Source organism: Methyloversatilis sp. RAC08, assembly GCF_001713355.1.
Classification (GTDB): domain Bacteria; phylum Pseudomonadota; class Gammaproteobacteria; order Burkholderiales; family Rhodocyclaceae; genus Methyloversatilis.
In genome coordinates, this window is sequence record NZ_CP016448.1 from 3,834,522 (window position 1) to 3,858,936 (window position 24,415).

26 protein-coding genes are annotated in these 24,415 nt (G+C 66.1%); 14 read left to right on the plus strand and 12 right to left on the minus strand.

Annotation, left to right across the window (positions count from 1 at the left end; translation table 11 throughout):
• Positions 1 to 6: 6 nt before the first annotated feature.
• From BSY238_RS17405 to BSY238_RS17420, 4 genes are all read right to left on the minus strand, one after another.
• Positions 7 to 774, minus strand: coding sequence for an HvfC/BufC N-terminal domain-containing protein (locus tag BSY238_RS17405; RefSeq protein WP_069040257.1), 768 nt, complete (start codon positions 772 to 774; stop codon positions 7 to 9).
• A complete protein-coding gene (gene bufB, locus BSY238_RS17410; protein ID WP_069040784.1) occupies positions 771 to 1,619 on the minus strand; it encodes an MNIO family bufferin maturase in 849 nt (282 codons plus the stop codon). Before bufB ends, BSY238_RS17405 begins: the two co-directional genes overlap by 4 nt.
• A gap of 123 nt (positions 1,620 to 1,742) precedes the next feature.
• A complete protein-coding gene (gene bufA2, locus BSY238_RS17415) occupies positions 1,743 to 2,033 on the minus strand; it encodes a BufA2 family periplasmic bufferin-type metallophore (protein WP_069040785.1) in 291 nt (96 codons plus the stop codon).
• 163 nt (positions 2,034 to 2,196) lie between these two features.
• Positions 2,197 to 3,438, minus strand: coding sequence for a tyrosine-type recombinase/integrase (locus tag BSY238_RS17420; protein WP_069040258.1), 1,242 nt, complete (start codon positions 3,436 to 3,438; stop codon positions 2,197 to 2,199).
• Positions 3,439 to 3,659: 221 nt separating this feature from the next.
• Between BSY238_RS17420 and BSY238_RS17425 the strand changes: the two genes are divergently transcribed.
• The 7 genes from BSY238_RS17425 to BSY238_RS17455 all read left to right on the plus strand — a co-directional run bounded on the left by BSY238_RS17425 (position 3,660) and on the right by BSY238_RS17455 (position 10,224).
• Positions 3,660 to 6,476, plus strand: coding sequence for a monovalent cation/H+ antiporter subunit A (locus tag BSY238_RS17425; protein WP_069040259.1), 2,817 nt, complete (start codon positions 3,660 to 3,662; stop codon positions 6,474 to 6,476).
• Positions 6,473 to 6,814, plus strand: a complete 342-nt coding sequence (locus BSY238_RS17430) for a Na+/H+ antiporter subunit C (RefSeq protein WP_069040260.1) — start codon at positions 6,473 to 6,475, stop codon at positions 6,812 to 6,814. The genes BSY238_RS17425 and BSY238_RS17430 overlap by 4 nt, the downstream gene beginning before the upstream one ends.
• Positions 6,811 to 8,427: a monovalent cation/H+ antiporter subunit D gene (locus BSY238_RS17435; RefSeq protein WP_083224092.1), complete on the plus strand. Its 1,617-nt coding sequence runs from the start codon at positions 6,811 to 6,813 to the stop codon at positions 8,425 to 8,427. The genes BSY238_RS17430 and BSY238_RS17435 overlap by 4 nt, the downstream gene beginning before the upstream one ends.
• Positions 8,427 to 8,933 carry a Na+/H+ antiporter subunit E gene (locus tag BSY238_RS17440; RefSeq protein ID WP_069040262.1) on the plus strand — a complete coding sequence of 169 codons (507 nt, stop codon included), beginning with the start codon at positions 8,427 to 8,429 and terminating at the stop codon, positions 8,931 to 8,933. Before BSY238_RS17435 ends, BSY238_RS17440 begins: the two co-directional genes overlap by 1 nt.
• Positions 8,930 to 9,199 (plus strand): K+/H+ antiporter subunit F, encoded by a 270-nt coding sequence (locus tag BSY238_RS17445; RefSeq protein WP_069040263.1) that lies wholly within the window; start codon positions 8,930 to 8,932, stop codon positions 9,197 to 9,199. Before BSY238_RS17440 ends, BSY238_RS17445 begins: the two co-directional genes overlap by 4 nt.
• An 11-nt stretch (positions 9,200 to 9,210) precedes the next feature.
• Positions 9,211 to 9,573, plus strand: a complete 363-nt coding sequence (locus BSY238_RS17450; RefSeq protein ID WP_069040264.1) for a Na+/H+ antiporter subunit G — start codon at positions 9,211 to 9,213, stop codon at positions 9,571 to 9,573.
• A gap of 195 nt (positions 9,574 to 9,768) precedes the next feature.
• Positions 9,769 to 10,224, plus strand: coding sequence for a GFA family protein (locus tag BSY238_RS17455; protein WP_083224093.1), 456 nt, complete (start codon positions 9,769 to 9,771; stop codon positions 10,222 to 10,224).
• A 111-nt stretch (positions 10,225 to 10,335) separates the two neighbouring features.
• Here the strand turns inward: BSY238_RS17455 and BSY238_RS17460 are convergent, their stop codons facing one another.
• Positions 10,336 to 11,085 (minus strand): 2OG-Fe dioxygenase family protein, encoded by a 750-nt coding sequence (locus BSY238_RS17460; RefSeq protein WP_069040266.1) that lies wholly within the window; start codon positions 11,083 to 11,085, stop codon positions 10,336 to 10,338.
• A 109-nt stretch (positions 11,086 to 11,194) separates the two neighbouring features.
• Here BSY238_RS17460 and hyi point away from each other — a divergent pair, with 109 nt between their 5' ends.
• A complete protein-coding gene (gene hyi / locus BSY238_RS17465; RefSeq protein ID WP_069040267.1) occupies positions 11,195 to 11,995 on the plus strand; it encodes a hydroxypyruvate isomerase in 801 nt (266 codons plus the stop codon).
• 231 nt (positions 11,996 to 12,226) lie between these two features.
• Here the strand turns inward: hyi and BSY238_RS17470 are convergent, their stop codons facing one another.
• From BSY238_RS17470 to BSY238_RS17480, 3 genes are read right to left on the minus strand one after another with little or no spacing between them, the layout of a single operon-like run.
• The gene (locus tag BSY238_RS17470) at positions 12,227 to 13,057 is read right to left on the minus strand and encodes a substrate-binding domain-containing protein (protein ID WP_069040268.1); all 831 of its coding nucleotides are present in this window, start codon (positions 13,055 to 13,057) and stop codon (positions 12,227 to 12,229) included.
• The gene (locus BSY238_RS17475) at positions 13,048 to 13,755 is read right to left on the minus strand and encodes an ATP-binding cassette domain-containing protein (RefSeq protein WP_069040786.1); all 708 of its coding nucleotides are present in this window, start codon (positions 13,753 to 13,755) and stop codon (positions 13,048 to 13,050) included. The genes BSY238_RS17470 and BSY238_RS17475 overlap by 10 nt, the downstream gene beginning before the upstream one ends.
• Entirely contained in the window at positions 13,748 to 14,452 is a 705-nt protein-coding gene (locus BSY238_RS17480; RefSeq protein ID WP_069040269.1) for an ABC transporter permease, read from the minus strand. Before BSY238_RS17480 ends, BSY238_RS17475 begins: the two co-directional genes overlap by 8 nt.
• 123 nt (positions 14,453 to 14,575) lie before the next feature.
• Between BSY238_RS17480 and BSY238_RS17485 the strand changes: the two genes are divergently transcribed.
• Positions 14,576 to 15,664 carry a substrate-binding domain-containing protein gene (locus tag BSY238_RS17485; RefSeq protein ID WP_069040270.1) on the plus strand — a complete coding sequence of 363 codons (1,089 nt, stop codon included), beginning with the start codon at positions 14,576 to 14,578 and terminating at the stop codon, positions 15,662 to 15,664.
• Positions 15,665 to 15,677: 13 nt separating this feature from the next.
• Here BSY238_RS17485 and BSY238_RS17490 read toward each other — a convergent pair whose 3' ends face one another.
• Positions 15,678 to 16,868 carry a helix-turn-helix domain-containing protein gene (locus BSY238_RS17490; RefSeq protein WP_069040271.1) on the minus strand — a complete coding sequence of 397 codons (1,191 nt, stop codon included), beginning with the start codon at positions 16,866 to 16,868 and terminating at the stop codon, positions 15,678 to 15,680.
• A gap of 121 nt (positions 16,869 to 16,989) precedes the next feature.
• Between BSY238_RS17490 and exaC the strand changes: the two genes are divergently transcribed.
• Positions 16,990 to 18,504, plus strand: a complete 1,515-nt coding sequence (gene exaC, locus BSY238_RS17495; protein ID WP_069040272.1) for an acetaldehyde dehydrogenase ExaC — start codon at positions 16,990 to 16,992, stop codon at positions 18,502 to 18,504.
• A 187-nt stretch (positions 18,505 to 18,691) separates the two neighbouring features.
• Complete coding sequence (locus BSY238_RS17500) at positions 18,692 to 19,069, plus strand: DUF779 domain-containing protein (protein WP_069040273.1); 378 nt, start codon at positions 18,692 to 18,694, stop codon at positions 19,067 to 19,069.
• 32 nt (positions 19,070 to 19,101) lie between these two features.
• On the opposite strand, the gene BSY238_RS17505 is transcribed toward BSY238_RS17500, so the two are convergent.
• On the minus strand, positions 19,102 to 20,328 hold the full coding sequence (locus BSY238_RS17505) for a M20 aminoacylase family protein (protein ID WP_069040274.1): 1,227 nt from the start codon (positions 20,326 to 20,328) through the stop codon (positions 19,102 to 19,104).
• On the minus strand, positions 20,325 to 20,771 hold the full coding sequence (locus BSY238_RS17510) for an MEKHLA domain-containing protein (RefSeq protein ID WP_069040787.1): 447 nt from the start codon (positions 20,769 to 20,771) through the stop codon (positions 20,325 to 20,327). Before BSY238_RS17510 ends, BSY238_RS17505 begins: the two co-directional genes overlap by 4 nt.
• Before the next feature lie 24 nt (positions 20,772 to 20,795).
• Between BSY238_RS17510 and BSY238_RS17515 the strand changes: the two genes are divergently transcribed.
• Positions 20,796 to 21,878, plus strand: a complete 1,083-nt coding sequence (locus BSY238_RS17515) for a ligase-associated DNA damage response exonuclease (RefSeq protein WP_069040275.1) — start codon at positions 20,796 to 20,798, stop codon at positions 21,876 to 21,878.
• Here the strand turns inward: BSY238_RS17515 and BSY238_RS17520 are convergent.
• Positions 21,807 to 22,379, minus strand: a complete 573-nt coding sequence (locus tag BSY238_RS17520; protein WP_223300200.1) for a PEP-CTERM sorting domain-containing protein — start codon at positions 22,377 to 22,379, stop codon at positions 21,807 to 21,809. The genes BSY238_RS17515 and BSY238_RS17520 overlap by 72 nt on opposite strands.
• A 390-nt stretch (positions 22,380 to 22,769) precedes the next feature.
• On the opposite strand from BSY238_RS17520, the gene BSY238_RS17525 reads away from it, so the two are divergent.
• Entirely contained in the window at positions 22,770 to 23,681 is a 912-nt protein-coding gene (locus BSY238_RS17525; RefSeq protein WP_069040277.1) for an SdiA-regulated domain-containing protein, read from the plus strand.
• A gap of 29 nt (positions 23,682 to 23,710) precedes the next feature.
• A complete protein-coding gene (locus tag BSY238_RS17530) occupies positions 23,711 to 24,355 on the plus strand; it encodes a lamin tail domain-containing protein (protein WP_069040278.1) in 645 nt (214 codons plus the stop codon).
• The last annotated feature ends 60 nt before the right edge of the window (positions 24,356 to 24,415 follow it).

The following is a 24,415-nucleotide window of genomic DNA, read 5'->3' on the forward strand; positions in this document are numbered from 1 at the left end:
TCGGGGTCAGGGTGCGTTCGCTGACACGACTAGCAACCCGTCGTCGAGCCAGCGTGCCAGCCAGCCGCCGATCAGGGTGCGGGCGTCTTCGGCGGTGACCGATTCGCACGCAGCGGCGAAGGGGGTGCCCGATGCCATCGCCTCGAGCATGGCGGCTTCGTCGTCGTCGATGGAGCGAAAGTGCGGCTGGAAGCCCTTGCGCCACACGAGCAGTCGGCCCGGTCGGGCCAGCACGTCGACCTGCGGCGGGGCGTCGCTGCGGTCCATCGCATGCCACAGGTCCAGCGTATTTCGCGTGACGAGCAGCCACTGTGCCGTCGGGTGCAGGCGGAACACCACCTGCGCCCAGTCGTCATCGCCGAAGTCGGCCAGCGTTGCGCCGGTGACCGGTTCGGCGTCGGCACCGTCGAAGGCCTGCCGCATCGCCCAGTCGAGGCGGGCCAGCTCCGACACTTCCGGGTCGTCCGGCCATGCTGCACCCAGCCAGTCGGCGAAGGTGCGGCCGAACGGCCGCAGGCTGAACTGGCTTGGCGGATGGTCGGCGACCCAGGCCAGGGCGGTGGATTCGAAGCGCTCGTCGCCCAGCCACGCCCAGGTCTTGTCGAAGCTGTCTTTCAGCGTGTCGATCAGGCGGACGCGGTAAGCATTGAAATAGATATGCGCGCGGGCCGCCTTCGCCAGCCCGCCGGCGTCGGCCAGCGTGCTCAGGAAGTCGTTCGGCCTGTCGTGCAGGTAATCGATGAATTGCGTCTGCAGGCTGGCGAGTGCGCTCATGCCACGGCCCTTTCGAAGGTCTCGGCGCGGATCGCGATGCGCCGGGCGCGGTCGAGTTCGTGCAGCAGTTCGGGCAGTTCCGGAATGTGGTCGTCGCGCTCGATCATCGTCGCCACGTTGCCGAACATGCCGCAGGCGATGTCGTACAGCGCCCAGACCTCTTCGCATACCGGATGGTCGTGCGTGTCGACCAGATGATCGTCATGCGTCGAATGGCCGGCCAGATGGATCTGCTGGATGCGGTTCGCCGGCATCGCGTGCAGGAAGTCGAGCGCGTCGAAGCCGTGATTGACGCTGCTCACGTAGATGTTGTTCACGTCGAGCAGCAGCAGGCAATCCGCTTCGTCGGCCACCGCGCGGATGAAATCCCACTCGGTCGCATCCGACATGCCGTAGCCCAGATAGCTCGACACGTTTTCGAGTACCAGCCGGCGTCCCAGTTCGTGCTGCACCTGACCGATCTTTCGCACCAGCAGGCGGGCGGATTCTTCGGTGTAGGGCAGTGGCAGCAGGTCATGCGAATTGCGGCCGTTGAAGCCGGTCCAGCACAGGTGATCGGAAATCCACAGCGGGTCGATGCGTTCGGCCAGCCGCTTCAGTCGGGCGAGGTAGTGGCGATCGACCGGTTCGTCGGAGCCGATCGACAACGCCACGCCGTGCATGGCCATCGGGTAGTCCGCACGCAGCCGGTCCAGCATGGCCATCGGCTTGCCGCCGTCGACCATGAAGTTTTCGGAAATGATTTCCAGCCAGTCGAGCGGCGCCCGCTGTTCGAGCAGCGCAGCGTAGTGGGCAGGGCGCAATCCCAGTCCGAATCCGGGTGATTCACGCGTCAGTTTGTTCATGGAGGCAGTCTTGTCCGCCGGCGACATCGCGGGAGATGGAAAACCGTTCGCGACCGGACCACATGCCCTTGCGGGCAGGCGAGCGGTGCGCGAACGGCGAATAGCCGCAACGCGTGCGCGGGCTTACTTGGCGACGAGATCGCCGATGGTGCCGCCCTGTGACAGGCAATCCTTGGCCGGAATGCCCTTGAAGCCATGGCCCTTGCAGGCATTCTGGCCCTTGCAGCTGTGCTCCGCGGTGGCGCAGTCGCTGTTGCCCTTGCAGGCGTGCAGGCCGTAGCAATGCACCTTGTCGCTGGCGCCAATGGCCATGCCCTTCGAACCCGCCGGCGCGTCCGCGGCAAAAACCGAACCGGACAGGGCGAGCGCAGCAGCGGCAGCGGCAATCGAAGCACCGAAATTCAATGTGGTCATCATGTTCTCCTGGGTAATGGGCTTGTGTAGGGGCGTGTGCCCGTCTGGGTCTGTGCGAGAACAACACCCGCCGGCCGGTGGCTGCGCATTGCGCTCTCCCGCCACTAGACCCGGTCGCCATCACCATGCTTACTTCACCCGGAGAAAAATATCTGTCTGCCGGTCAGGGCTTCTTCAGTGCATCGTCATCGGACGGACTGGCCCAGGGCAACTGCTGCTTCTGCGCTTCGTCATGCCAGCGTTCTTCCTCTTCGTGGATGTAGCGCTGCGTCGTGCGCGCGTCGGTATGACGGGCGTCCTTCTGTACGAAACGTTCGTTCATGCCGCTGTCGAGCTTGGCCGTGATGCCGGTATGGCGTCCCCAGTGCGCCGATGCGGCGCGCAGCTTTTCGCGCTTGTGTTCCGACGCCTCGGGCAACAGGTCGGCGGCGGCGTTGAACAGCTTTTTCAGGATCTGGTTCAGCCGGCGTGCGGTGATCGGGCTGCGGTCCTTGATCGACACCAGCAGCGGCGTGAGGTCGGTGCGTTTCGGCATGGCGCTGAGCCCCAGATGTTTCCGGTAACGCACCAGCGCATGCACCATGTCGTCGGCTACCGGCACTCTGGCCTGCTTGCCGCCCTTTCCGACAACATGCCACCACCAGCGGCCGCGTTCCTCGCGAAAGCTGTTCATGCGATGCGATTCCAGCTCGCCGGCACGCGGTGCCAGCATGTAGAGCAGGGCGGCGATGAAGCGTGCGCGTTCGTACTCGTCGCGTTCTCCGTCGGTTTCGCGCGGCAGGGCTTCGATGGCACGGGTGACCGCATGCCACATCTCCGCATCGAGAAAACGCTCGATCTTCTGCATTTCCTCGGTCTGCGCGATCACCTGGGCCGGCCCGGTCGCCGCCATGTTCAGCTTGCGCCGGCGCTGCCGGATCAGCCCGAGCGGGTTCCCCGACAGGTAGCCGGCGTCCACCAGATAGGCCATCAGCGAATTGATCGCAGCGATGGCGGTGAGTACCGCCGAATCCGACAGCGGGCCGACGAAGGGCCGCCATGCGGGCTTCACGCGCGGCACCTTGGGCGCGCACCACAGCTTCGCCGGCTGCGGATCGGCGAGAAAGTGCAGATAGCCTTCGAAGTCCTGCCGGTTCAGGCTCGACAGCGGTTTGCCGCATTCGATCAGCGACCACAGCAGCAGCCGCTCGCATTCGCGCTGGTAGATGCGGTGCGTGCCGGGCGACTGTTCGTACTCGGTCAGGAAGCAGCGGATGGCGTCGACGTCGTTCGAGGCACTGATCTGCAGGCGCGCGGCATCTGCGCGGTTGATGCCATCGTGACCGTCGAGCGCGGCGGGCACGGTGACTTCATCCAGCGGACGGATCGGAACCGGCAGTTCGGGCAGGGCGCTTTCGTCACTCATGGCAGAATCGGGCGGACAACGTTGCAGGGCAGGGCAGCCGGATGGTAACCGGCCTGCGGAACCAACCGGCGATTGCACCGGTCAGGTTCGCGTCAGTCAGGGATACGATCATCCGGACTCGACAACGACACGAGCCTGTCGAGCGCTCCGCCCATCGGAGCACTCGGATCAAACAAGGTTATTCTTCGGCCGGACAGACGTAGCCCGACTTCGCAGCGCCCATGAATCCACTTGCCACGATAGTGCTGCTGCCCTTGCTGGCAGGCACGTTGCTGTGTTTCGGCCTCGGCCGGGACAATTCGCCCGCCCGCCGCACGCTGACCGCCCTGGCGGCCGGCGGCGTGACCGTCGCTGCGCTGGCGCTTCTGCTTTCACTCGCACCGCAGATACTGGCCGGCCAGACGTTGATCGCCCATACCGACTGGGTGCCGTCGCTCGGTCTGGCCATCGGCTGGCGGCTCGACGGCCTGGCGCTCCTGTTCGCGCTGCTGATCACCGGCATCGGTCTGCTGATCGTCATCTACGCGCATTTCTATCTGGCGGCATCGGACCCGGCCGGCAAGTTCTACACGCTGCTGATGCTGTTCATGGCGGCCATGCTCGGCGTGGTCATGTCGGACAACATCATGCTGCTGGTGGTGTTCTGGGAGCTGACCAGCGTGTCGTCCTTCCTGCTGGTCGGCTACTGGGGCCACAAGGAAGAGGCGAGGGCGGGTGCGCGCATGGCGCTGGCGGTCACCGGCGGCGGCGGTCTGGTCATGCTGGCCGGCTTCGTGCTGCTGGGCCAGGTTGCCGGCACCTATGAACTGAGCGAATTGCTGACGCGCGGCGACATCATCAAGGCCGACCCGCTGTATCCGCTGCTGCTCGGGCTGATCCTGGTCGGCTGCTTCACCAAGAGCGCGCAGGTGCCCTTCCACTTCTGGCTGCCGGAAGCGATGGCGGCCCCGACGCCGGTATCGGCCTATCTGCATTCGGCCACCATGGTGAAAGCCGGCGTGTTCCTGCTCGCCCGGCTCTATCCGGCGCTCGGCGGCACGGACCTGTTCGAGGGGGTGGTCGCCAGTTTCGGACTGGCAACCGTGGCCTTCGCGGCATGGGTGGCGATCTTCAAGCACGACATGAAGTCGCTGCTCGCCTACTCGACGGTCAGCCACCTCGGCTTCATCACCTTCCTGATCGGGCTGGGTTCGCCGCTGTCGGCGGTGGCCGCCGTGTTCCACATCCTGAATCACGCCACCTTCAAGGCGGCATTGTTCATGAGCGCCGGCATCATCGACCACGAGACCGGCACGCGCGACCTGCGCCGCCTCGGCGGCCTGTACCGGCTGATGCCCTGGACCGCCACGTTCGCCATGACGGCCGCCGCGGCGATGGCCGGCATCCCGCTGTTCAACGGTTTCCTGTCCAAGGAAATGTTCTTCCACGAAGCGGTCGAGTCGACGCTGCCGTGGGGTGCGGCCGTGCCGGTCATCGCCACCTTCGCCGGCATCTGTTCGATGGCGTATTCGGTGCGACTGGTGCACGCCACATTCTTCAATGGCGCGCCGAAGGATCTGCCGCCGGATGCACATCCGCACGACCCGCCGATCGGCATGCTGGCGCCGGTCGCGCTGCTGGCCGTGCTGTGCGTCGTCGTCGGTGTGCTGCCAGCCATCACCTACGGCCCGCTGGTCCACGTGGCCGCGACCGCGCTGCTTGGTACCGCCCCCCCCGACTATCACCTGGCGATCTGGCACGGCTTCAATCTGCCGCTGCTGATGAGCGCCATCGCCGTGGCGGGCGGTCTGGCGCTGTACTTTGCGCTGCAGAAGTCGTTCGGCCTGCCGGGCTACACGCCGCAGCGCTGGTCCGGCAAGGCCAGCTTCACCTGCCTGATGGACAGCCTGTTCGCCTTCGCCGGCCGGCTGACCGGCCGCATTGAAAACGGATCGCTCCAGCGCTCGCTGGCACTGATGGTGCTGCTGGTGCTGGTGCTGGCCGCGGCGACTTTCGGTGCCGCGGACAATCTGCCCCAGGCCGGCAGTCGCACGCTGCTCGACGCGCCGCCTCTGGCCATCGTCGTGTGGGCGCTGCTGCTCGCGGCGGGCGCGGCCCTGGTGTGGACGCACCACGCTCGCTTCCAGGCGGTCGTGCTGACCGGCGTCGTCGGCATGGTGACCGCGCTCACTTTCGTCGCGCTGTCGGCGCCCGATCTGGCGCTGACCCAGCTGTCGGTCGAAGTGGTGTCTACCGTGCTGCTGCTGATGGGGCTTGCGCTGCTGCCGCAGACCTCGCCGCGCGAGTCGAGTTCGCTGCGTTACGGGCGTGACGCCGCGCTCGCGCTGGCAGCCGGCGGCGGCGTGGCGGCGCTGGCCTGGCTGATGCTGACGCGCGACCATTCGTCGATTTCCTGGTTCTTCCTCGACAACACCTTGCCCGGCGGTGGCGGCACCAATGCGGTGAATGTGATCCTGGTCGATTTCCGCGGCTACGACACCTTCGGCGAAATCACCGTGCTCGGCATCGCCGCGCTGGGCGCGCTGGCGCTGCTCGACGGCCTGCGCGTGAAGCGGCCGGCGGTCGATACCGCCGGGCGTGCGTGGACCTTCGAACAGCAGCCGCTGCTGTTGCGCGTTGCGGCGCGCATCGTGCTGCCGCTGGCGCTGGTGGTGTCGGCCTACATCTTCTGGCGCGGCCACAACCTGCCGGGCGGCGGTTTCATCGCCGGTCTCGTCACCGCAGTGGCGCTGGTGCTGCAATTCATGGCGCTCGGCCAGGCGCGTGCCGAATCGGCGCTGCATGGCGCGGCCGGGCGCCGCTTCAGCCGCTGGATAGGCAGCGGCCTGGCTATCGCCGGGCTGACCGGTGTGGCCGCCTTCGTGTTCGGCAAACCCTTCCTGACCAGCGCGCACGGTCACCCGACGGTAGCCGTGCTCGGAGAACTGCCGCTGGCCAGCGCAGCGGTGTTCGACCTCGGGGTTTACATCACCGTGGTCGGCGCAACGCTGCTGATGCTGTCGGTGCTCGGCGCCGCCAGCAAGGAGAATCACGGATGAATGTGAGCATGGAGTTTCTGGTCGCCAGCGGCATCGGCTGGGTCACCGCCTGCGGCGTGTTTCTGATGCTGCGCGGCCGCAGCTTTCCGGTCGTGCTTGGCCTGACGCTGATCGGTTACGCGGTGAATGTGTTCATCTTCGCGATGGGCCGTCTGTGGACCGGTGCGCAGCCCATCATCGGCAACGGCGAGGTGGTGGCCGATCCGTTGCCGCAGGCGCTGGTGCTGACCGCCATCGTCATCGGCTTCGCCACCACCGGCTTCGTCATCGAGCTGGCACTGCGCAGCCATCACGAGTCGGGTACCGACCAGGTCGACGGCAAGGAGCCCGGCGCATGAGCATGGTCAGCCTGATTTCGCCGCATCTGCCGGTGCTCACTGTGCTGCTGCCCGCCTTCACCGCGATGCTGCTGGTGCTGATCGGCGACAGTCGAGACCGCCTGGTGCTGGCGCGGCGCATCGCGCTGGCATCGGTCGCGCTCGGCCTCTTGCTGGCGCTCAAGCTTGCGCTCGACGCGCATGACGGTGAGTTGCGCGTGTATCGCGTCGGCGACTGGCCGGCACCGTTCGGCATCGTGCTGGTGATCGACCGGCTGTCGGCGCTGATGCTGGTGCTCACGCAGGCGGTCGCGCTGCCGGTGCTGCTGTACGCGAGCGGTGGCTGGGACAGTCACGGCCGGCATTTCCATGCGCTGATCCAGTTTCAGCTGATGGGTCTGTGCGGCGCCTTCGTCACCGGTGACCTGTTCAACCTGTTCGTGTTTTTCGAAGTGCTGCTGATCGCGTCCTACGTGCTGCTGGTGCATGGTCAGGGCAAGGAGCGCTTCCGCGTCGGCGTTCAGTATGTGGCGATCAATCTCGCCGCGTCGGCGCTGTTCCTGATCGGCGTGGCGCTGATCTACGCCGTGACCGGCACGCTGAACATGGCCGATCTGGCGCAGCGCGTGCCGCAGGTCACCGGTGACGAGGCGCTGGTGCTGAAGGCGGCGGCGCTCATCCTGCTGGTGGTGTTCGGTGTGAAAGCGGCCATGCTGCCGCTGTACCTCTGGCTGCCGGCGACCTATGCCGCAGCCAGCGCGCCGGTGGCGGCGCTGTTCGCGTTGATGACCAAGGTCGGCGTTTACAGCATCGTGCGCGTGCATGGCGTCATTTTCGGCGCCGATGGCGGTGCGTCGGCGCTGGTTGCCGAGCCCTGGCTGCTGCCGCTGGCGCTGGGTACCAGCGCGCTGGCGGTATTCGGCGCACTGGCCGCACAGACCTTGCCGCGGCTGGTCGCCTATCTGACGATCGCGTCGGTCGGCACGATACTCGCGTCACTCGGTCTGTTCAGCACCGCTGCCTGGTCCGCCGCTCTGTATTACATGGCGCACAGCACGCTGGTCATCGCAGCGCTGTTCCTGCTGGTCGAACTGGTCGCGTCGCAACGCGGCGACGCCGACAGCCGGCTCGAAGCCGGCGCACCGGTGGCACAGCCGGTGCTGCTCGGCCTGATGCTGCTGCTCGCCGCCGCCTCGGCTGCCGGCCTGCCGCCGCTGCCCGGCTTCATCGGCAAGCTGATGGTGCTGCAGGCGTCCAGCGGTCACGATGCGCAGGTGTGGATCTGGATTGTCGTGCTGTCGGTCGGGTTCCTGACGCTGGTCGGACTGGCGCGCGCCGGCAGTCTGCTGTTCTGGAGCACGCGCCCCGAGCTGGCGGGCACCGGTACCGCAGCGGGCGCCAGCGGCAAGCTGGTGCTCGCGACGATCGCGCTGCTGGTCGGTGGCGTTGCGATGACCGTGCTGGCCGATCCGCTGAAGCGCTACACCGATGCTGCGGCCGCACAGCTGACCGACCACCGTGCCTACGCGCTCGGCGTGCTGGGCGGCGAGGGTGTCGACACCACATTGCCCTATGTTTTCCCGCGACCGGCGCCAGGTGTGCCGGTGGGGCAGGGCACGGAAGGAGGGCCGTGATGGCGACCGAAACAGCCCGTTCGAAGCGCTGGCTCGCGCACCCTTTCATGTCCGCCATCATCGCGGTCAGCTGGCTTCTGCTGCAGCAGTCGTTCGCCGTACCGCAGCTGATCACCGCCACGGTGCTTGCGTTGCTGCTGCCACGCGTACTGGCGGGTTTTCTCGGGCCGCAGGTGAAGGTGTCGTCCTGGGCAACCGTCGTGCGCTTTGCCGGCATCGTGCTGTGGGACATCGTGGTGTCCAACATCACGGTCGCGAAAATCGTCCTCAATCCAGCGCGCGAGCCGCAGCCTGCGTGGGTGCCGGTGTCGCTGGACATCCGTCACCCGAACGGCATCGCCTTGCTGGCGACCATCATCACGACGACGCCGGGTACGGTGTCGTGCGTGATAGACGAGGACCGCCACGAAATCCTGGTGCATGCGCTCGACTGCAGCGACCCGGCTGCGATGGCGCAGGACATCAAGAATCGTTACGAACGACCCTTGCGGGAGATTTTCGAATGATGCTGCTGGCCCTCGACATTGCCGTCGCCGCCGTTGCATTGGCCATGCTGCTGTGCGCCTTCCGGCTGTTCCGCGGCCCGGAGGTGACCGACCGCCTGCTGGCGCTCGATACGCTCTACATCAATGTGGTGGCATTGGTCGTGCTGCTTGGCATCCGCCAGCAGACCGAACTGCTGTTCGAGGCGGCGCTGATCGTCGCCATGCTGGGTTTCGTGTCGACCGTGGCGCTGGCGCGCTATCTGACACGCGGCGACGTGATCGAGTAAGGCATATACATATGGACACCCTGCATCCACTGGTCGAAGCCCTGATATCGCTGATGCTCGTCATCGGCGCGCTGTTCACGCTGGTCGGCGGCATCGGCCTCGTGCGCTTCGGCGATTTCTTCATGCGCCTGCACGCACCGACCAAAGCCACGACGCTGGGCGTCGGCGGCGTATTGATCGCCGCGATGATCCACAGCTGGGCCAGCGGCCGCTTCGGTGTGCCCGAACTGCTGATCACGCTGTTCCTGTTCATCACCGCGCCGGTATCGGCCAATCTGATGGCCAAGGCTGCGCTGCACCTGAAGGTGCAATCGAAGGCGGGTCATCCGGCGGGCATGGACGATGGCGCGCAAACCCAGGGCGAGCAAGGCTGAGCGGGCGAAAGGGTTCGGGCGGGCTGCCGGAACCGGAATCTACAAGTTCTGAAAATTACTGTTTTCAGAAGTAAGTATCAGACATCCCATATCCGCTTCCGGCGCACTGATTCTGGAAAGCCGTCGCGCCTTCACCTATGTTATCGATGCGGTCGTGAGGTCACTCCCATCACTCGATGACAATCCGGAGGTGCAATGAACACTCCTTTTTCGGGCGGCTGCTCGTGTGGAGCCATCCGCTACACATGTTCGGCCAAGCCGCTTTTCTCGTGGAACTGCCATTGCCGCGACTGTCAGCGCGCCAGCGGCAGTGCGTACTGCCCGGTCATGTACGTATCGAAAGGCGCGCTCACGATTTCCGGTCCCGAACCTCGCTATGCCTCGCTGCACGCCGAGAGCGGTCGCAAGGTCAGCCGCGGGCTGTGCGCGGCCTGCGGCTCGAATCTGTTCATACTGGCCGATCTGGTGCCCGACATGCAGGGTGTGTGGGCAGGCAGCCTGGACGATCCGGAAATATTCTGGCCGCAGATCAATGTATGGACCCGCAGCGCGCCCGCCTGGAGCCGCTTCGACCGATCCATCGAATGCCTCGACACCGCGCCCGACGAACAGCGATTCAACGCCCTGCTGCAGGAGGCGCTCGATCTCTGAGCACCGTCGTTCGTGATGCCGCCCGCCGAACCGAAATCTCGACCGCAGTGACGCGACGTTGCCCACCCCTGCTCGCCCGCTGGCCGATCAGGCAGCGCGCGAGGGGCGGCTTCAGCGCATCGCGCGTCGGTAGGTCACCACCAGAACATCCCGCCAGGCCGGTTTCGACGGGTCCAGCGGATGGATGGGTGTGACGCCGTGCAGCGCGCGCTGGTCATTCACCAGCGCCGCATCGCACGGCGCGGTCAGCGTGAAGCTGTCCAGCGGGTCGCCTTCGGGCGAGAAGATTTCGGTCGTGCCGCTTTCGACGTTTTCTCGCCGCACCATCATCACCAGCACGAAATCGACGCCGTCGCGGTGCACGCCTTCCGGCGTCGGCTTGCCGGCGCCATCGGGCAGCGCCTCGATGCGGAACTGGTGCACCTCGATGTGCGCCGCGGTACCCGGATGCAGGCGCTGGAACACGCCGAGACCAAGCCGGATCGCGGTCTGCATGGTTGCGCCCTGCATCACCTCGGGTGCGATCGGCGCGAAATGGCGTGCGACGCCACCATTCAGGTTGTTGTAGTCGAGGCTTTGATAATGCGGCTGATGTGCTTCGAGCACTGCGTCGAGACTGTCGGCCGGCGCGCTCAGTACCGCGTAGCGACGGCGCCGGTAGCGGCCGCCGTCAGCCATGTAGGTATCGCGCTCCAGCGAGCCCCAACTGGCGGCAAACCTTTCCCAGTCACTGTTCCAGCCCGCTTCGAGGCTGGCCAGACCGTTTTTCGTGTGATCGGCCGGCAGGAAGCAGAAGTCATGCGTGGCGATGCATTCCGCGAGGGCATGCGGATCATCGCCATGTGTGATGTGAGCGGGCATGAACGGGACCGGGCGAAAAAAATGCGAAGCCTCAGAAGATACTCCGCGCGACAGGACAACGCATGTCCGCCGCCAATTAGAATCATCGCCTCACCCGGATTGACGTCACATGCCCCGCTTCTGCGCCAACCTGTCACTGCTGTTCACGGAACAGCCCTTCGTCGGGCGCTATGCCGCGGCTGCGCGCGCCGGCTTCAGCGGCGTCGAATGCCACTTTCCGTATGCCGTGCCGGCCGACGTACTTGCGGCTGAACTGCTCGCGCATCGGCTCGAACAGGTGCTGTTCAACCTGCCCCCCGGCAACTGGTCGGCCGGCGAACGCGGCATCGCCTGCCTGCCCGACCGGGTGGAAGAATTCGAAGCGGGTGTGGCGCACGCGCTCGACTACGCGCGCGTGCTGGGTTGCCGGCGCATCAACTGCCTGGCCGGGCTGGCGCCGGACGATTCAGACCGTGCGGAACTGCTGGCCATCATGGAACGCAACCTGCGCTTTGCCGCGCGCGCACTGTCGCGCGAGGGCATCGAACTGATGGTCGAACCGATCAATACACGCGACATGCCCGGCTTCCTGCTGAACCGTTCGGATGACACGCTGGCGCTGATCGAACGGGTCGGCGAGCCGAATGTGAAGCTGCAGTACGACGTCTATCACATGCAGATCATGGAAGGCGACCTCGCCCGCACGCTGCAACGCGAACGCGCACGCATCGGCCACGTGCAGATCGCCGACAACCCCGGTCGCCACGAACCGGGCAGCGGCGAAATCAATTACCCCTTCCTGTTCGACTGGCTCGATCGCATCGGCTACACCGGCTGGGTCAGCGCCGAATACATTCCTGCAGGCGATACGGAGGCCGGTCTGGGCTGGATGCGCGACCGGCGCGACGTTGGGTGCGGCCAAGTCGAGTGATGTGTTGGGCATCGCTGCGCTCACCCCAACCTACTAAACCCACCGCCCTGCTCAACCTCGGTAGGGCCGCGCGCGGCGATGCCCGATACCCGCCTGGCACGTGTCGGAACCCACTGTAGGTTGGGGTGAGCGCAGCGATGCCCAACACTCACCTCTCCGACCTTCGCACCCACACGCAGGTTGGGGTGAGCGCAGCGATGCCCAACACCCGTGCCCGGCACCTGCAGCCCCCTACTTCACCGCATTCGGGAAGAACAGCTGCTGGCCGTCGATCCTGTAGCCGGCGATGGCGGTCTGGCCTTCGGCGGACACCACCCAGTCGATGAAGGCCTGGCCGTCGGCCCTCTTCACGTGCGGATGCTTGTCCGGATTGACCAGGATCACGCCGTACTGGTTGAACAGGCGTTTGTCGCCTTCGACCGATACGGTCAGGTCGGCGCGGTTCTTGAACGACAGCCAGGTGCCGCGGTCGGCCAGGATGTAGGCGTTCATCGACGCGGCGGTGTTCAGTGCCGGACCCATTCCGGAGCCGGTGTCGCGGTACCACGCGCCCTTCACCGCGTCCAGGTCGATGCCGGCCGCCTTCCACAGCCGCAGTTCCGCGGCGTGCGTGCCGCTCTTGTCGCCGCGCGACACGAACGGTGCCTGCGCCGCCTGGATGCCTTTCAGCGCTTCGGTGATGTCCTTGCCACCACCGACTTTCGCCGGGTCCGACGTCGGACCGACCAGGATGAAATCGTTGTACATGACCTCCTGACGCTTAACGCCGAAGCCTTCGGCGATGAATTTCTCCTCCGCCGCCTTGTCATGCACGAACACGACGTCGGCGTCGCCGCGGCGCGCCATGTCCAGCGCCTGGCCGGTGCCGAGCGCAACCACGCGCACCTCGATGCCGGTCTTCGCCTGAAACACCGGCAGCAGGTGTTTGAACAGGCCGGACTGTTCGGTCGAGGTGGTCGACGACACGGTGATGAAGCGGTCGGCTGCGCTGGCGAATGGCGCGCCCATGACGATGGCGGCAGCCACTGCGGAGGCGATGAAGGAACGGCGGATCAGGTCCATGAGAGCTCTCCTCTGAGGTAATTCCCGGCTTCGGCCGAGCGTGGTGACGCAAAAAATTCAGCGACCGGCGTGTGTTCGGTGATGCGGCCGGCGTCGACGAACACGATGTCGTCGGCCAGGCGACGCGCCTGACCGAGATGATGGGTGACCATTACGATGCTGCAGCCTTCGTCGGCGATGACGCGGATCAGCCGCTCGACTTCGGCCGCTGCACCGGGATCGAGACTGGCGGTCGGCTCGTCGAGGAACAGCACGCGCGGGCGCAGTGCCCAGGCGCGCGCCAGCGCGGCGCGCTGCTGCTCGCCGCCAGACAGCACGCGCGCCGGCCGGTCGGCCAGCGCGGTCAGACCGACGCGCTCAAGCACGTCGAGCGCGCGCGCGCGGCGGGCGGCCGCCGGAACGCCGGCCAGATCGAGCGCATAGATGACGTTGTCGAGCACACTGCGCCGCAGCATGACCGGCCGCTGGAACACCATGGCCTGCGCCGGGCGGCCGCTGCCGCCATTCCACAGGATGCGGCCGGCGCTCGGTTCGATCAGCCCGTGCATCAGGCGCATCAGCACGCTCTTGCCGGCGCCGTTGGGGCCGAGGATGAGCGTGCGCCGCCCTGCTTCGATACGCAGCGACACGTCGCGGATGAGCGTGCGGCCGCCGGCGTCGTAGCGCAGTGCATCGAGGGTCAGCAGCGCGTCAGCCATGGCGCCGTACCGCCCATTCCCGCACCGCGTGCGCCAGCGCATTGAGCAGCAGCACGATGGCAATCAGGATGAAACCGAGCGCCAGCGCCAGCGGCAGGTCGCCCTTGCTGGTTTCGAGCGCAATGCTGGTGGTCATGACGCGGGTGACGCCGTCGATGTTGCCGCCGACGATCATCACCGCACCGACCTCCGCCACCGCCCGGCCGAGTCCGGCCAGCACTGCGGTGCTGAGCGAGAAGCGGGTATCGACCAGCAGGGTGAAGGCGGCGCGCGGCGTCGAGGCGCCGAGCGAGCGCAGCTGTTCTTCGTAGTCGCGCCAGGCATCGGCAACGATCTGGCGCGACAGCGCGGCGACGATGGGGGTGATCAGCACCACCTGCGCGATCACCATCGCGGTCGGCGTGAACAGCAGGCCGAATGAGCCGAGCGGGCCGGCGCGCGACAGCAGCAGGTAGACCAGCAGCCCGATGACCACCGGCGGCAGCCCCATCAGGCCGTTCAGGATGACGGTCAGCGGCTTGCGACCGGGAAAACGGCCGACCGCCACGGCTGCACCGATCGGCAGGCCGAGGCAGGACGCAAGAAATACCGCGCTCAGGCTGACCTGCAGGCTGAGCGTCACGATGCCCAGCAGTTGCGGATCGCCGGCGAGCATCAGTCCGCCGGCGGTCAGGAAGCTTTCGGTGAGTGTGCTCATGGCCTGCGGGCTGCGGCCGTGATCCGCGGCCGGGTGGGGGGGCTCCGCCAGTGAAAACCCATTATCTGCATTCGGAAACACATAAGATTCCGTAAGCTATCGCTCTACCTTGAGGTTTCCTATATGTCCGAGATTGCCGTAAATACGCCGCGGCTCGGTATCGAGTGGGATTTCGGTCCGGATGCACCGGCCGGCATCGGCCGGCTGCTGTCGCTGCTCGCGGCCATCGAGGCGACCGGCTCGATCGCCGGCGCCGCGCGCCAGAACGGGCTGTCGTATCGCAACGCGTGGGGGCTGATCAATGCCTGGCAGGTTTACTTCGGCCAGACGCTGATTTCGACCGCTCGTGCCAGCGGCTCGACGCTGGACGACTTTGCCCGCCAGCTGCTGGCGGTTGACCGCGATGCCCGGCAGTCGCTTGCTGCCGCGCTGCACATGGCCAGCCAGCCGATGCGCGCTCTGCCGCGGCAATCATCCGGTGCTGTCGCAGGTGCGATGCGCATCGCCGCCAGCCATGATCCGCTGCTGAACGACCTGATTCGCCAGCTGCGCCACGACGGCGGCAGCGCGACCTTGAGCACGCATGGCAGCCTGGAATCGCTGCTCGCGCTGGCGGCACGCCGCTGCGACATCGCCGGCTTCCACTGCCCGATCGGCGAACTGGGGCGCGACATCTGGACGCTCTACCTGGCGCAGCACGGCTTGCCGCGGCTGCGTCTGCTCGGTTTCGCGCGCCGCACGCAAGGTCTGATCCTCGCCCGCGGCAATCCGAGGAGCGTGCGCGGGCTGAGCGATCTGTCGCGTGCCGACCTGCGCTTCGTGCATCGCCAGCCCGGCGCCGGCACGCGGCTCGCATTCGACCAGCTGGCGCGCCAGGCCGGACTTGATACGCGGGCATTGAACGAGGGTGACGAAGAGCACACCCATGCCGCGGTGGCGGCGCTGATCGCCAGTGACGAGGCGGATGCGGGCCTGGGCCTCGAGGCCTTCGCGCGACGGCTGGGCCTGGAGTTCCTGCCGCTGTTCGAGGAAATGTACTTTCTGGCGCTGCGCGACGGCCCGGCCTCGCGCCGTACGCTGGACGTGCTGGGCAGCCTGCTGCGCCAGCCGGACTGGCGGGCGCGGACGCAGGGCCTGAGCGGTTACACGCTGGACGAGGCCGGGGTCGAATACGACGTGCCGGAGGCCGGACGCCTGCTGTTCGGCGCCTGACCCGCCGCTCCCGTCAGCGCTCGCTGTCGCGGGTCTGCAGCAGCCGCGCGCGCACCGGATGGTCGCCCGGCAACAGTTCGACCAGCCGCTCGACGGCATCGACCGCTTCGGGCGACTGACCGAGATGGGTCAGCAGCAGGTCCGGGTCGTCGATGCGGAAGATGGCGTCCGACAGCCGTGATTCGAGGCAGTCGCGCCAGGTGCGCAGCAGCGGACTTTCGGTGCGCGGCAGAAAGTCGCCGCGATAGCCGGCCAGTGCGGCCTCGACCCGACCGGCATTCAGCGCCTGCTCCAGATCCATGAAATCGGCCTGCCAGTTCACCAGCAGGCGGTACGGGCGCGAGCCGATCGCCCCGCCAAGCCGTTCGCGCAACTGCGACACTTCGGTCTTAAGCGTGGCCACACCGACCGTGCGGTCACCGTAGATGGCCGCGTGCAACCGTTCCAGATCCATGCCCTCCGGATGCAGTGCCAGCAGGCAGAGGATTTCCATCTGCCGCGGCGATAGCGCCAGCAGCTTGCCGTGCATCGAGGCCTGCGGTGTGCCGAGCATGCGCAGGCGCAGCACCGGCGCCTGGCTGACCCCTTGCAGGGCCTGCGACACCCGCTCGGCGAAACGCTCGACCGCATGGAGCGCCAGCGGCGAATGGCGGTTCCAGGTAGTCGACAGGTCGACCACGCCCATCACCTCGCCGCTGATCGTGTCACGCACCGGCGCGGCATAGCACACCCAGTCCTGCACCGCCGGCATGAAATGTTCGGCCGAAAACACGCTGGCCGGACGGCGATGACGCAACGCCAGCGCCAGCGCATTGGTGCCGACCGAACGTTCGTCCCAGCGGCCGCCGGGCACGAAGTGCACGCGCTCGGCGCGGTTGCGCATGCTGCGGCTGCAGCCGGTCCACAGCAGGCGGCCATCGGCGTCGCTGACCGCCGCCACCATGCCGCTTTCGATCGCCACCGTTTCCAGTTCGTCGACGCAGGCGACCAGCGCCTGACCATAGGCCGAGCCGGTCCAGTCCGGTGCGGTGTCGTCGAGCGGCGCCGCCGAGCAGGTTTCGGACACGGCTTCCCGCGATCGTTGCCATGAGCCGGCGATGTCCATGCCGACCACGACGATGTTCTCGCCGGCGCTGCGCTCACCGCGGCGCAGCGATTCGATGCGCCGCCGGCGATCTGCCAGACGGCCAGACGTATTGTTCATATGCCTCCTCCACCTACCGGATACCTACCCCGCACGGACTAACGTGCGGGTCGACCCTGTGTTCTTGTGCCGCGCATTCGACGTCGGCCGCAGGGCAACCGATCATTCGAGGAGACAGATAATGCGCTACGCCGACCCCGGTCAACCCGGTTCCAAACTCACTTTCAAGGCCCGCTACGACAATTTCATCGGCGGCGAGTGGGTGCCACCGGTCGAAGGGCAGTACTTCGACAATACGACACCGGTCACCGGCAAGGTGTTCTGCCAGGTCGCCCGCTCGCAGGCCGCCGACATCGAACTGGCGCTCGACGCCGCCCACAAGGCGCGCGAAGGCTGGGCCCGCACGGCGCCTGCGCAACGCGCCGCCGTGCTGTTCCGGATCGCCGACCGCCTCGAAGCCAACCTCGAACTGCTGGCCGTCGCCGAAACCTGGGAAAACGGCAAACCGGTGCGAGAAACCCTGGCGGCCGACATCCCGCTCGCCATCGACCACTTCCGCTACTTCGCCAGCTGCATCCGGGCACAGGAAGGCGCGCTGTCGGAAATCGACGAAACCACCGTCGCCTACCATTTCCATGAACCGCTGGGCGTTGTCGGCCAGATCATTCCGTGGAACTTCCCGATCCTCATGGCTGCATGGAAAATCGCACCGGCTCTGGCTGCGGGCAACTGCATCGTGATGAAGCCGGCGGAACAGACCCCGGTCAGCCTGCTGGTGCTGATCGAACTGATCCAGGACCTGCTGCCGCCGGGCATCCTGAACATCGTCAACGGTTTCGGTATCGAAGCCGGCAAGCCGCTCGCCACCAACAAGCGCATCGCCAAGATCGCCTTCACCGGGGAAACTACGACCGGGCGACTGATCATGCAATATGCTTCCCAGAACATAATCCCCTCGACCGTGGAACTGGGTGGCAAGTCGCCGAATGTGTTCTTCGACGACGTGATGGACGCCGACGACGACTACTTCGACAAGTGCCTCGAAGGTTTCGCGATGTTTTCGCTGAACCAGGGTGAAGTGTGCACCTGCCCGAGCCGCGCGCTGGTCCAGGAAAACATTGCTGACAAGTTCATCGAGCGCGCCATTGCCCGCGTGAACATGGTGCGCGGCGGTCATCCGCTGGACACCGACACCATGATCGGCGCCCAGGCCAGTTCCGACCAGCACGAAAAGATCCTGTCCTACATCGACATCGGTCGCCAGGAAGGCGCGGAGGTGCTGACCGGCGGTGGCGTGCGCAAGGAAGCGGAAGCGGGCGGCTACTACATCCAGCCGACCGTGCTGAAGGGGCACAACAAGATGCGCGTGTTCCAGGAAGAAATCTTCGGGCCGGTGCTGGCACTGACCACCTTCAAGGACGAAGCCGACGCGCTGGCCATGGCCAACGACACGCTGTACGGCCTGGGCGCCGGCGTATGGTCGCGCTCGGTGCATCGCAGCTACCGCATGGGCCGCGAAATCAAGGCGGGCCGGGTGTGGACAAACTGCTACCACCTCTACCCGGCGCATGCCGCGTTCGGCGGCTACAAGCAATCGGGCATCGGCCGCGAAAACCACAAGATGATGCTGGACCACTACCAGCAGACCAAGAACCTGCTGGTCAGCTACTCGACGAAGGCGCTCGGATTCTTCTGATCCGACAAGCGGGCAGGCAGATCCGGGTCGCTGCGGCAAGGTGACCCCGACGTGACGTGACGGGGCGGACGGTGCAGATCGTCCGCCTCTTTGTTCATCCGGCACCGTATCATCCATACAAATCATTATTAATCATGAAATTGAATCGTATATCTCGATTCAACTTCATGTTTTGCGAGGGAACATCATGGTGACCCGCGTCTCTGCAACACCGCTGGCGCTGGACTGGATAGACCGGTTGGCGCGCAAACATGGCCCGCTGATGTTTCATCAGTCAGGCGGCTGCTGCGACGGCAGTGCGCCGATGTGCTACCCGCAGGGAGAATTCACGCTCGGCAGTTCCGATGTGCAATTGGGCGAGATCGGCGGCATGCCGTTCTGGATGAGCGAATCGCAGTTCGAGTACTGGCAGCACACCCATCTGATCATCGACGCGGTGCCCGGACGGGGCGCCGGCTTTTCGATCGAATCACCGGAAGGCATCCGCTTCCTGACCCGCTCGCGGCTGTACGAACCGCACGAGGAAGCCGAACTGGTGTTGCTGGGCGCACCCAGACACGGCTGACGCACGCACGCCGCGGTCGGGTTCCGACGGTGTCACTCCGGCTGCAGGAAGCGCTCGACCAGACGTGTCCAGTAAGCCACGCCGAGCGGAATGACCGCATCGTTGAAGTCGTAGCGCGGGTTGTGCAGCATGCAGCCGCCGCCTTCTTCATGGCCCGGGCGCGATCCGGCATCCGGCCCGCCACCATTGCCGAGCCAGATGTAGCAACCGGGCTTGCATTCGAGCATGTAGGCAAAATCCTCCGCTCCCATGCTCGGCGGGTAGTCGGTGCGCACGCAGGCGTCGCCCAGCAGCTCACGCCCCACGGCCGCGCAGAACGCGGCCTCGGCCGGGCTGTTCACGGTCGGCGGATAACCGCGCCGATAGCTGACCGCAGCCGTCACGCCGTGCGCCGCCGCCACACCCTCAGCCACACGGCGGATGCCCGCTTCGAGCTGGTCGCGCACCTCGGGCGAAAACGCGCGCGCCGTGCCGCGCAGCGTGGCCGACTGCGGAATGACGTTGTAGGCCTCGCCGGCATGGAACTGCGTGATGCTGACGACTCCGCAGTCGACCGGCGATACGGTGCGCGACACGATGGACTGCAGCGCCTGCACGATGGCCGAGCCAGCCAGTACCGGATCGGCGCCCAGATGCGGCATCGCGGCATGCGCGCCGCGACCTTCGATGACGATTTCGATCTCGTCGCTGCTGGCCATGGCTGGTCCGTCATGCACCGCCATTTCGCCGACCGGCAGACCCGGCCAGTTGTGCAGGCCGAACACAGACTGCATCGGAAAACGCTCGAACAGGCCGTCGGCGATCATCGCCGCCGCGCCGCCCCTGCCCTCCTCGGCCGGCTGGAAGATGAAATTCACCGTACCGTCGAAACAGCGGGTCGCCGCCAGATATTCGGCCGCCGCCAGCAGCATCGCGGTATGGCCGTCGTGACCGCAGCCGTGCATGCGTCCGGTATGGGTCGAGCGATGGGCGAAGGTGTTCTGTTCGGTCATCGGCAGCGCGTCCATGTCGGCGCGCAGGCCGATGGTCGCCTTGCTGTGGCCGGCGCGCAGCACACCGACCACGCCGGTGCGGCCGATGCCCTCATGCACTTCGATTCCGGACGCGCGCAGCGTGCGCGCCACGATGGCGGCGGTGCGCGTTTCCTCATAAGCCAGTTCCGGGTGCGCATGCAGGTCGCGCCGGATCGACGTCCAGCGCGCGTGCCGCTCGCCCAACGCTTCGACCAGCGGATGCGGGCTGCTGTCGGTGCTGCTCACTGCAACTCCTCGACTTCCGAAAACATCGCCGCCTGTCCGCAGAACTGGCCGTCGGCATCGAGCACCTTCCACACCGTGGCGTGGCTGATGCGGAACAGCGTGCCGTCGCGGCGCACCCGCACCCCGCAGTAGTCGCTGATGTAGCCCTGCTGGGTCACCATTTCGAGCAGTCGGGCCCGCTCGTCGCGTTCCGGCTCACGCGCCGACAGGCGCGACGGCAGCGTGACGAATTCGTCCCACGGGTAGCCAAACAGTCGCTGTGCGAACAGGTTGGCGTAATTGAATACCGGATCCGTCTGGGTGCCGTGAGACACCAGGGCGAAGTGCGCGTTGTACAGCGTGAGCGAATCCGACGGCAGCCGCTGGCCGGTCAGGCGCTCGAAGCTCTCGGCCAGCAGCCGGCTGTGTTCGCGCAGGAACTTGTGATCGGGCATCACGCTCATGAAGCGAACGATACCATCGCCACCATGCGTCACGATCTCATCACCCTGCGCCCGGAAGGGCTTTATTGCCCGGCCGGCGATTTCTACATCGACCCGTGGCGACCGGTGGATCGCGCCGTCATCACCCATGCCCACGCCGACCATGCGCGCACCGGTCACCGTCGCTATCTCGCCAGTGCCGAAGGCGAGCGGGTGCTGCGCGCACGGCTGGGCGACATCGCATTGCAGACACTGACGTACGGCGAGCGCATGCATATAGGGGATGCCGCCGTGTCGCTGCATCCGGCCGGCCATGTGCTCGGTTCGGCGCAGGTCAGGGTCGAAGTCGCCGGCGAAGTGTGGGTCGCCTCGGGTGACTACAAGCTCGAGCCGGACGCGACCTGCACGGCGTTCGAGCCGGTGCGGGCGCATGCCTTCATCACCGAGTCCACCTTCGGCCTGCCGATCTACCGCTGGCCGGCACAGGACGCGCTGCTGGCCGAACTGAACGAATGGTGGCGCGGCAATGCCGACGCCGGGCGCGCCAGCGTGGTGTTCGCCTACGCCTTCGGCAAGTCGCAGCGCATCCTCGCCGGCCTCGATCCGGCGATCGGCCCGATCGTGTGCCACGGCGCGGTCGAGGCGCTGAACCGCGCCTACCGCGACAGCGGCATCGCCCTGCCCGCCACCGCCATGGTGTCGGACGGTCTGGACGCCGCGGCGCTGCGCCGTGCGCTGGTCATCGCACCGCCGTCGGCGCAGTCCACGCCGTGGATGAAGCGCTTCGGCGACTACGCCGACTGCTTCGCATCAGGCTGGATGCAGGTGCGCGGCGCGCGCCGGCGGCGCGGCGTCGATCGCGGTCTGGTGATGTCGGACCACGCCGACTGGCCCGGGCTGCTGAGTGCCATCGGCGCCACCGGCGCCTCGCGCGTCATCGTCACCCATGGCCATGTTCAGCCGCTTGTGCGCTGGCTGACCGAACACGGCATCGAAGCCGGCGCGTTCGCGACCGCCTTCGGCCAGGAGGCAGACGACGACGCGGTAGCGACGGACTCAGCTGCGACGGCTGCGTCGCAACGCGAAGCCGACGGCGGCCAGACCGGCGACGAACAGGCCGCCGGCTGACGGTTCGGGTACCGCGGTGATCTGCGTGACGAAAAAGGCCGATCCGGTGCGACCTGCCGACCAGTCCGCGTAGTAGGCCCAGATCGCTTCGGCCTCTGCGTCGATAGACGCACGCTGCCCCCAGATCTGCAATCCGGGTGCGTTCGCGCCGAGCGACACCGGCTGCGCGGTGGCGCTGGCAAAGCCGGTTTCGCCGACCGTCCAGTCCAGCGTGTTCGTCAGCAAAGAGGTAGTGCCGTTGGCGAACGTGAAGCCGTCGCCGGTGATGTCGAAATTGCCGACGAACATCGCCGGCCCGCTGACGTTGTAGGCCTCGACCAGCAGATAGACGCTCTGCCCCGGCGCCAGCGCAAAACCGGAGAACGATTCGGTCGGCCCCCACGATGACGACTTGGTCGTGACCAGTTCGTCAAGCGTGGCCGTCAGATCGGCGGACAGGTAGATCTTCAGGCTGTCGTCAGCGGTGTAGCTGCCAGCCAGCGTGGCGGCCTGGGCCTGCATGACGCCGCCAGCGACAAGTGCGACAGTGAGTGCGCGAAGGAGCGAAATGCATCGAGTCACGGAAATCATCCTTTTTGTAGTTGATCAACCACTGCATCAATTTAAATGCAAATAATGAGCCGAAACAGTAAGTTGATGATTCGGAAATGAATTTCTGTTGTGTGCAGCGTGAGCGCATGCGTGCTGTAAAAACTGTCGACGCCACGTCACCGGTCGAGGCGGCGACTCCGCAATCCGATTGATCCTGGGTCGTCGCCGTCTAAGGCAGCGAGCCATGCACGGGTCTGCCACCTTTCGCGCAAAGTAGTCCGAAAAGACTATTCGCCTTCATCAACCGGCAACAACCCTGCGTCACCGTCCGGGCTCTTTCCTGTGTCCCGGTGTCTTTCCATGTTCCGCTCCCATCTCGCGGCCGCCTTTGCCTTGATCGCTACGGGCTCCGCATCGGCCGCCATCAATTCGCTCGATCTTGCCGACTACCGTCTGGTCGCCACCTACGACCTGCCGTCGGTCCAGGCGTCCGAAGCGTCGGCGGTGACCTGGAACTGGGATAGCGACACGCTGTTCGTCCTCGGCGACGAAGGCGACTATGTCGTCGAGGTGAACAAGCAAGGCCAGCTGATCAGTTCGATGAACCTGTTCGGCTTCGACGACACCGAGGGGCTGAGCTATGTCGGCAACGGGCAGTTCGTTCTCGTCGAGGAACGCCTGCAGGACGTCTATCGCTTCAGCTACACCGCGGGGGGCGCGATCGGTCGCAACGCAACGCCTGCGGTGTCGGTCGGGCCGACGGTCGGCAATGTGGGGCTGGAAGGCCTGTCATACGACCCGCTGAGCGGCCGCTTCATCATCGTGAAGGAAAAGACGCCGCAAGCCGTGTATGACGCGGCACTCGATTTCACGACAGGCATTGCCACCGTGACCGAGCTGGTGCCGCCGGCGAATCAGTTCGCACGACTGTTCGACACGCTGGACCTGTCCGACGTGCAGACGCTGACCACTGTCATGTCGCTGCGTGGTACCGCCGACCAGGACAACCTGCTCATCTACAGCCAGGAAACGCCGCGCCTGATGGAAGTCACGCGCAGCGGCGAAGTGCTGAGCCAGTTCGATTTCTCCGCCATCGCCGAAGACGCCGAAGGCGTGACGATAGACGGCAATGGAGTCATCTACATCGTCGGAGAAACCCCGCGCCTTTACGTGCTGGCGCCGATTGCCGCCGTTCCCGAACCCGAAAGCTGGGCGCTGCTGCTGGCCGGTCTCGGCCTGATCGGCGCCGCCGCCCGCCGTCGTCTTATCTGATTCGTTCAATCCAACAAGGAGGTCACACCATGAACAAGCTTCTCGCCGCACTGCTCGTCGCAGGTTTCGCATCGCAGGCCCAGGCAGATGTCCGCATCACCGAATGGATGTACTCGGGCGGCAGCGGTGAATTCATCGAATTCACCAACCTGGGTACCTCGGCGGTCGATTTCACCGGCTGGAGCTATGACGACGACAGCCGGACACCCGGTGTGTTCAGCCTCAGCGGCTTTGGTCTGGTCGGCGCAGGCGAATCGGTCGTCATCACCGAAACCGAAGCAGCGACCTTCCGTCTCGACTGGAGCCTCGCCGACAGCGTCAAGGTGCTCGGTGGCTACACCAACAACATCGGCCGCGCCGATGAACTGAACCTGTTCGATGGCGACGGTTCGCTGGTCGATCGGCTGGCCTACGGTGATGCAACCATCGGCGGCCCGCGCACCCAGAACGCCAGCGGCCGCGCCGCCACGGCAGCGGCACTGGGTGCCAACGATGCGACGCTGTGGGTGCTGTCGTCGGTCGGCGACGTCGAAGGGTCGTACCAGTCGCTCAGCGGTGCCGTGGCGAGTCCTGGCATGACCTCCTTTGCCGCACCGGTGCCGGAACCCGAAACCTACGCCATGTTGCTGGCCGGTCTCGGTCTGATCGGCTTCATGGCCCGTCGCCGCGCGTGATCGTCTGGCGCGCAGGCAGACGCCGGCCGCTGGCCGGCGTTTTTCGTTGACTGAGCGACT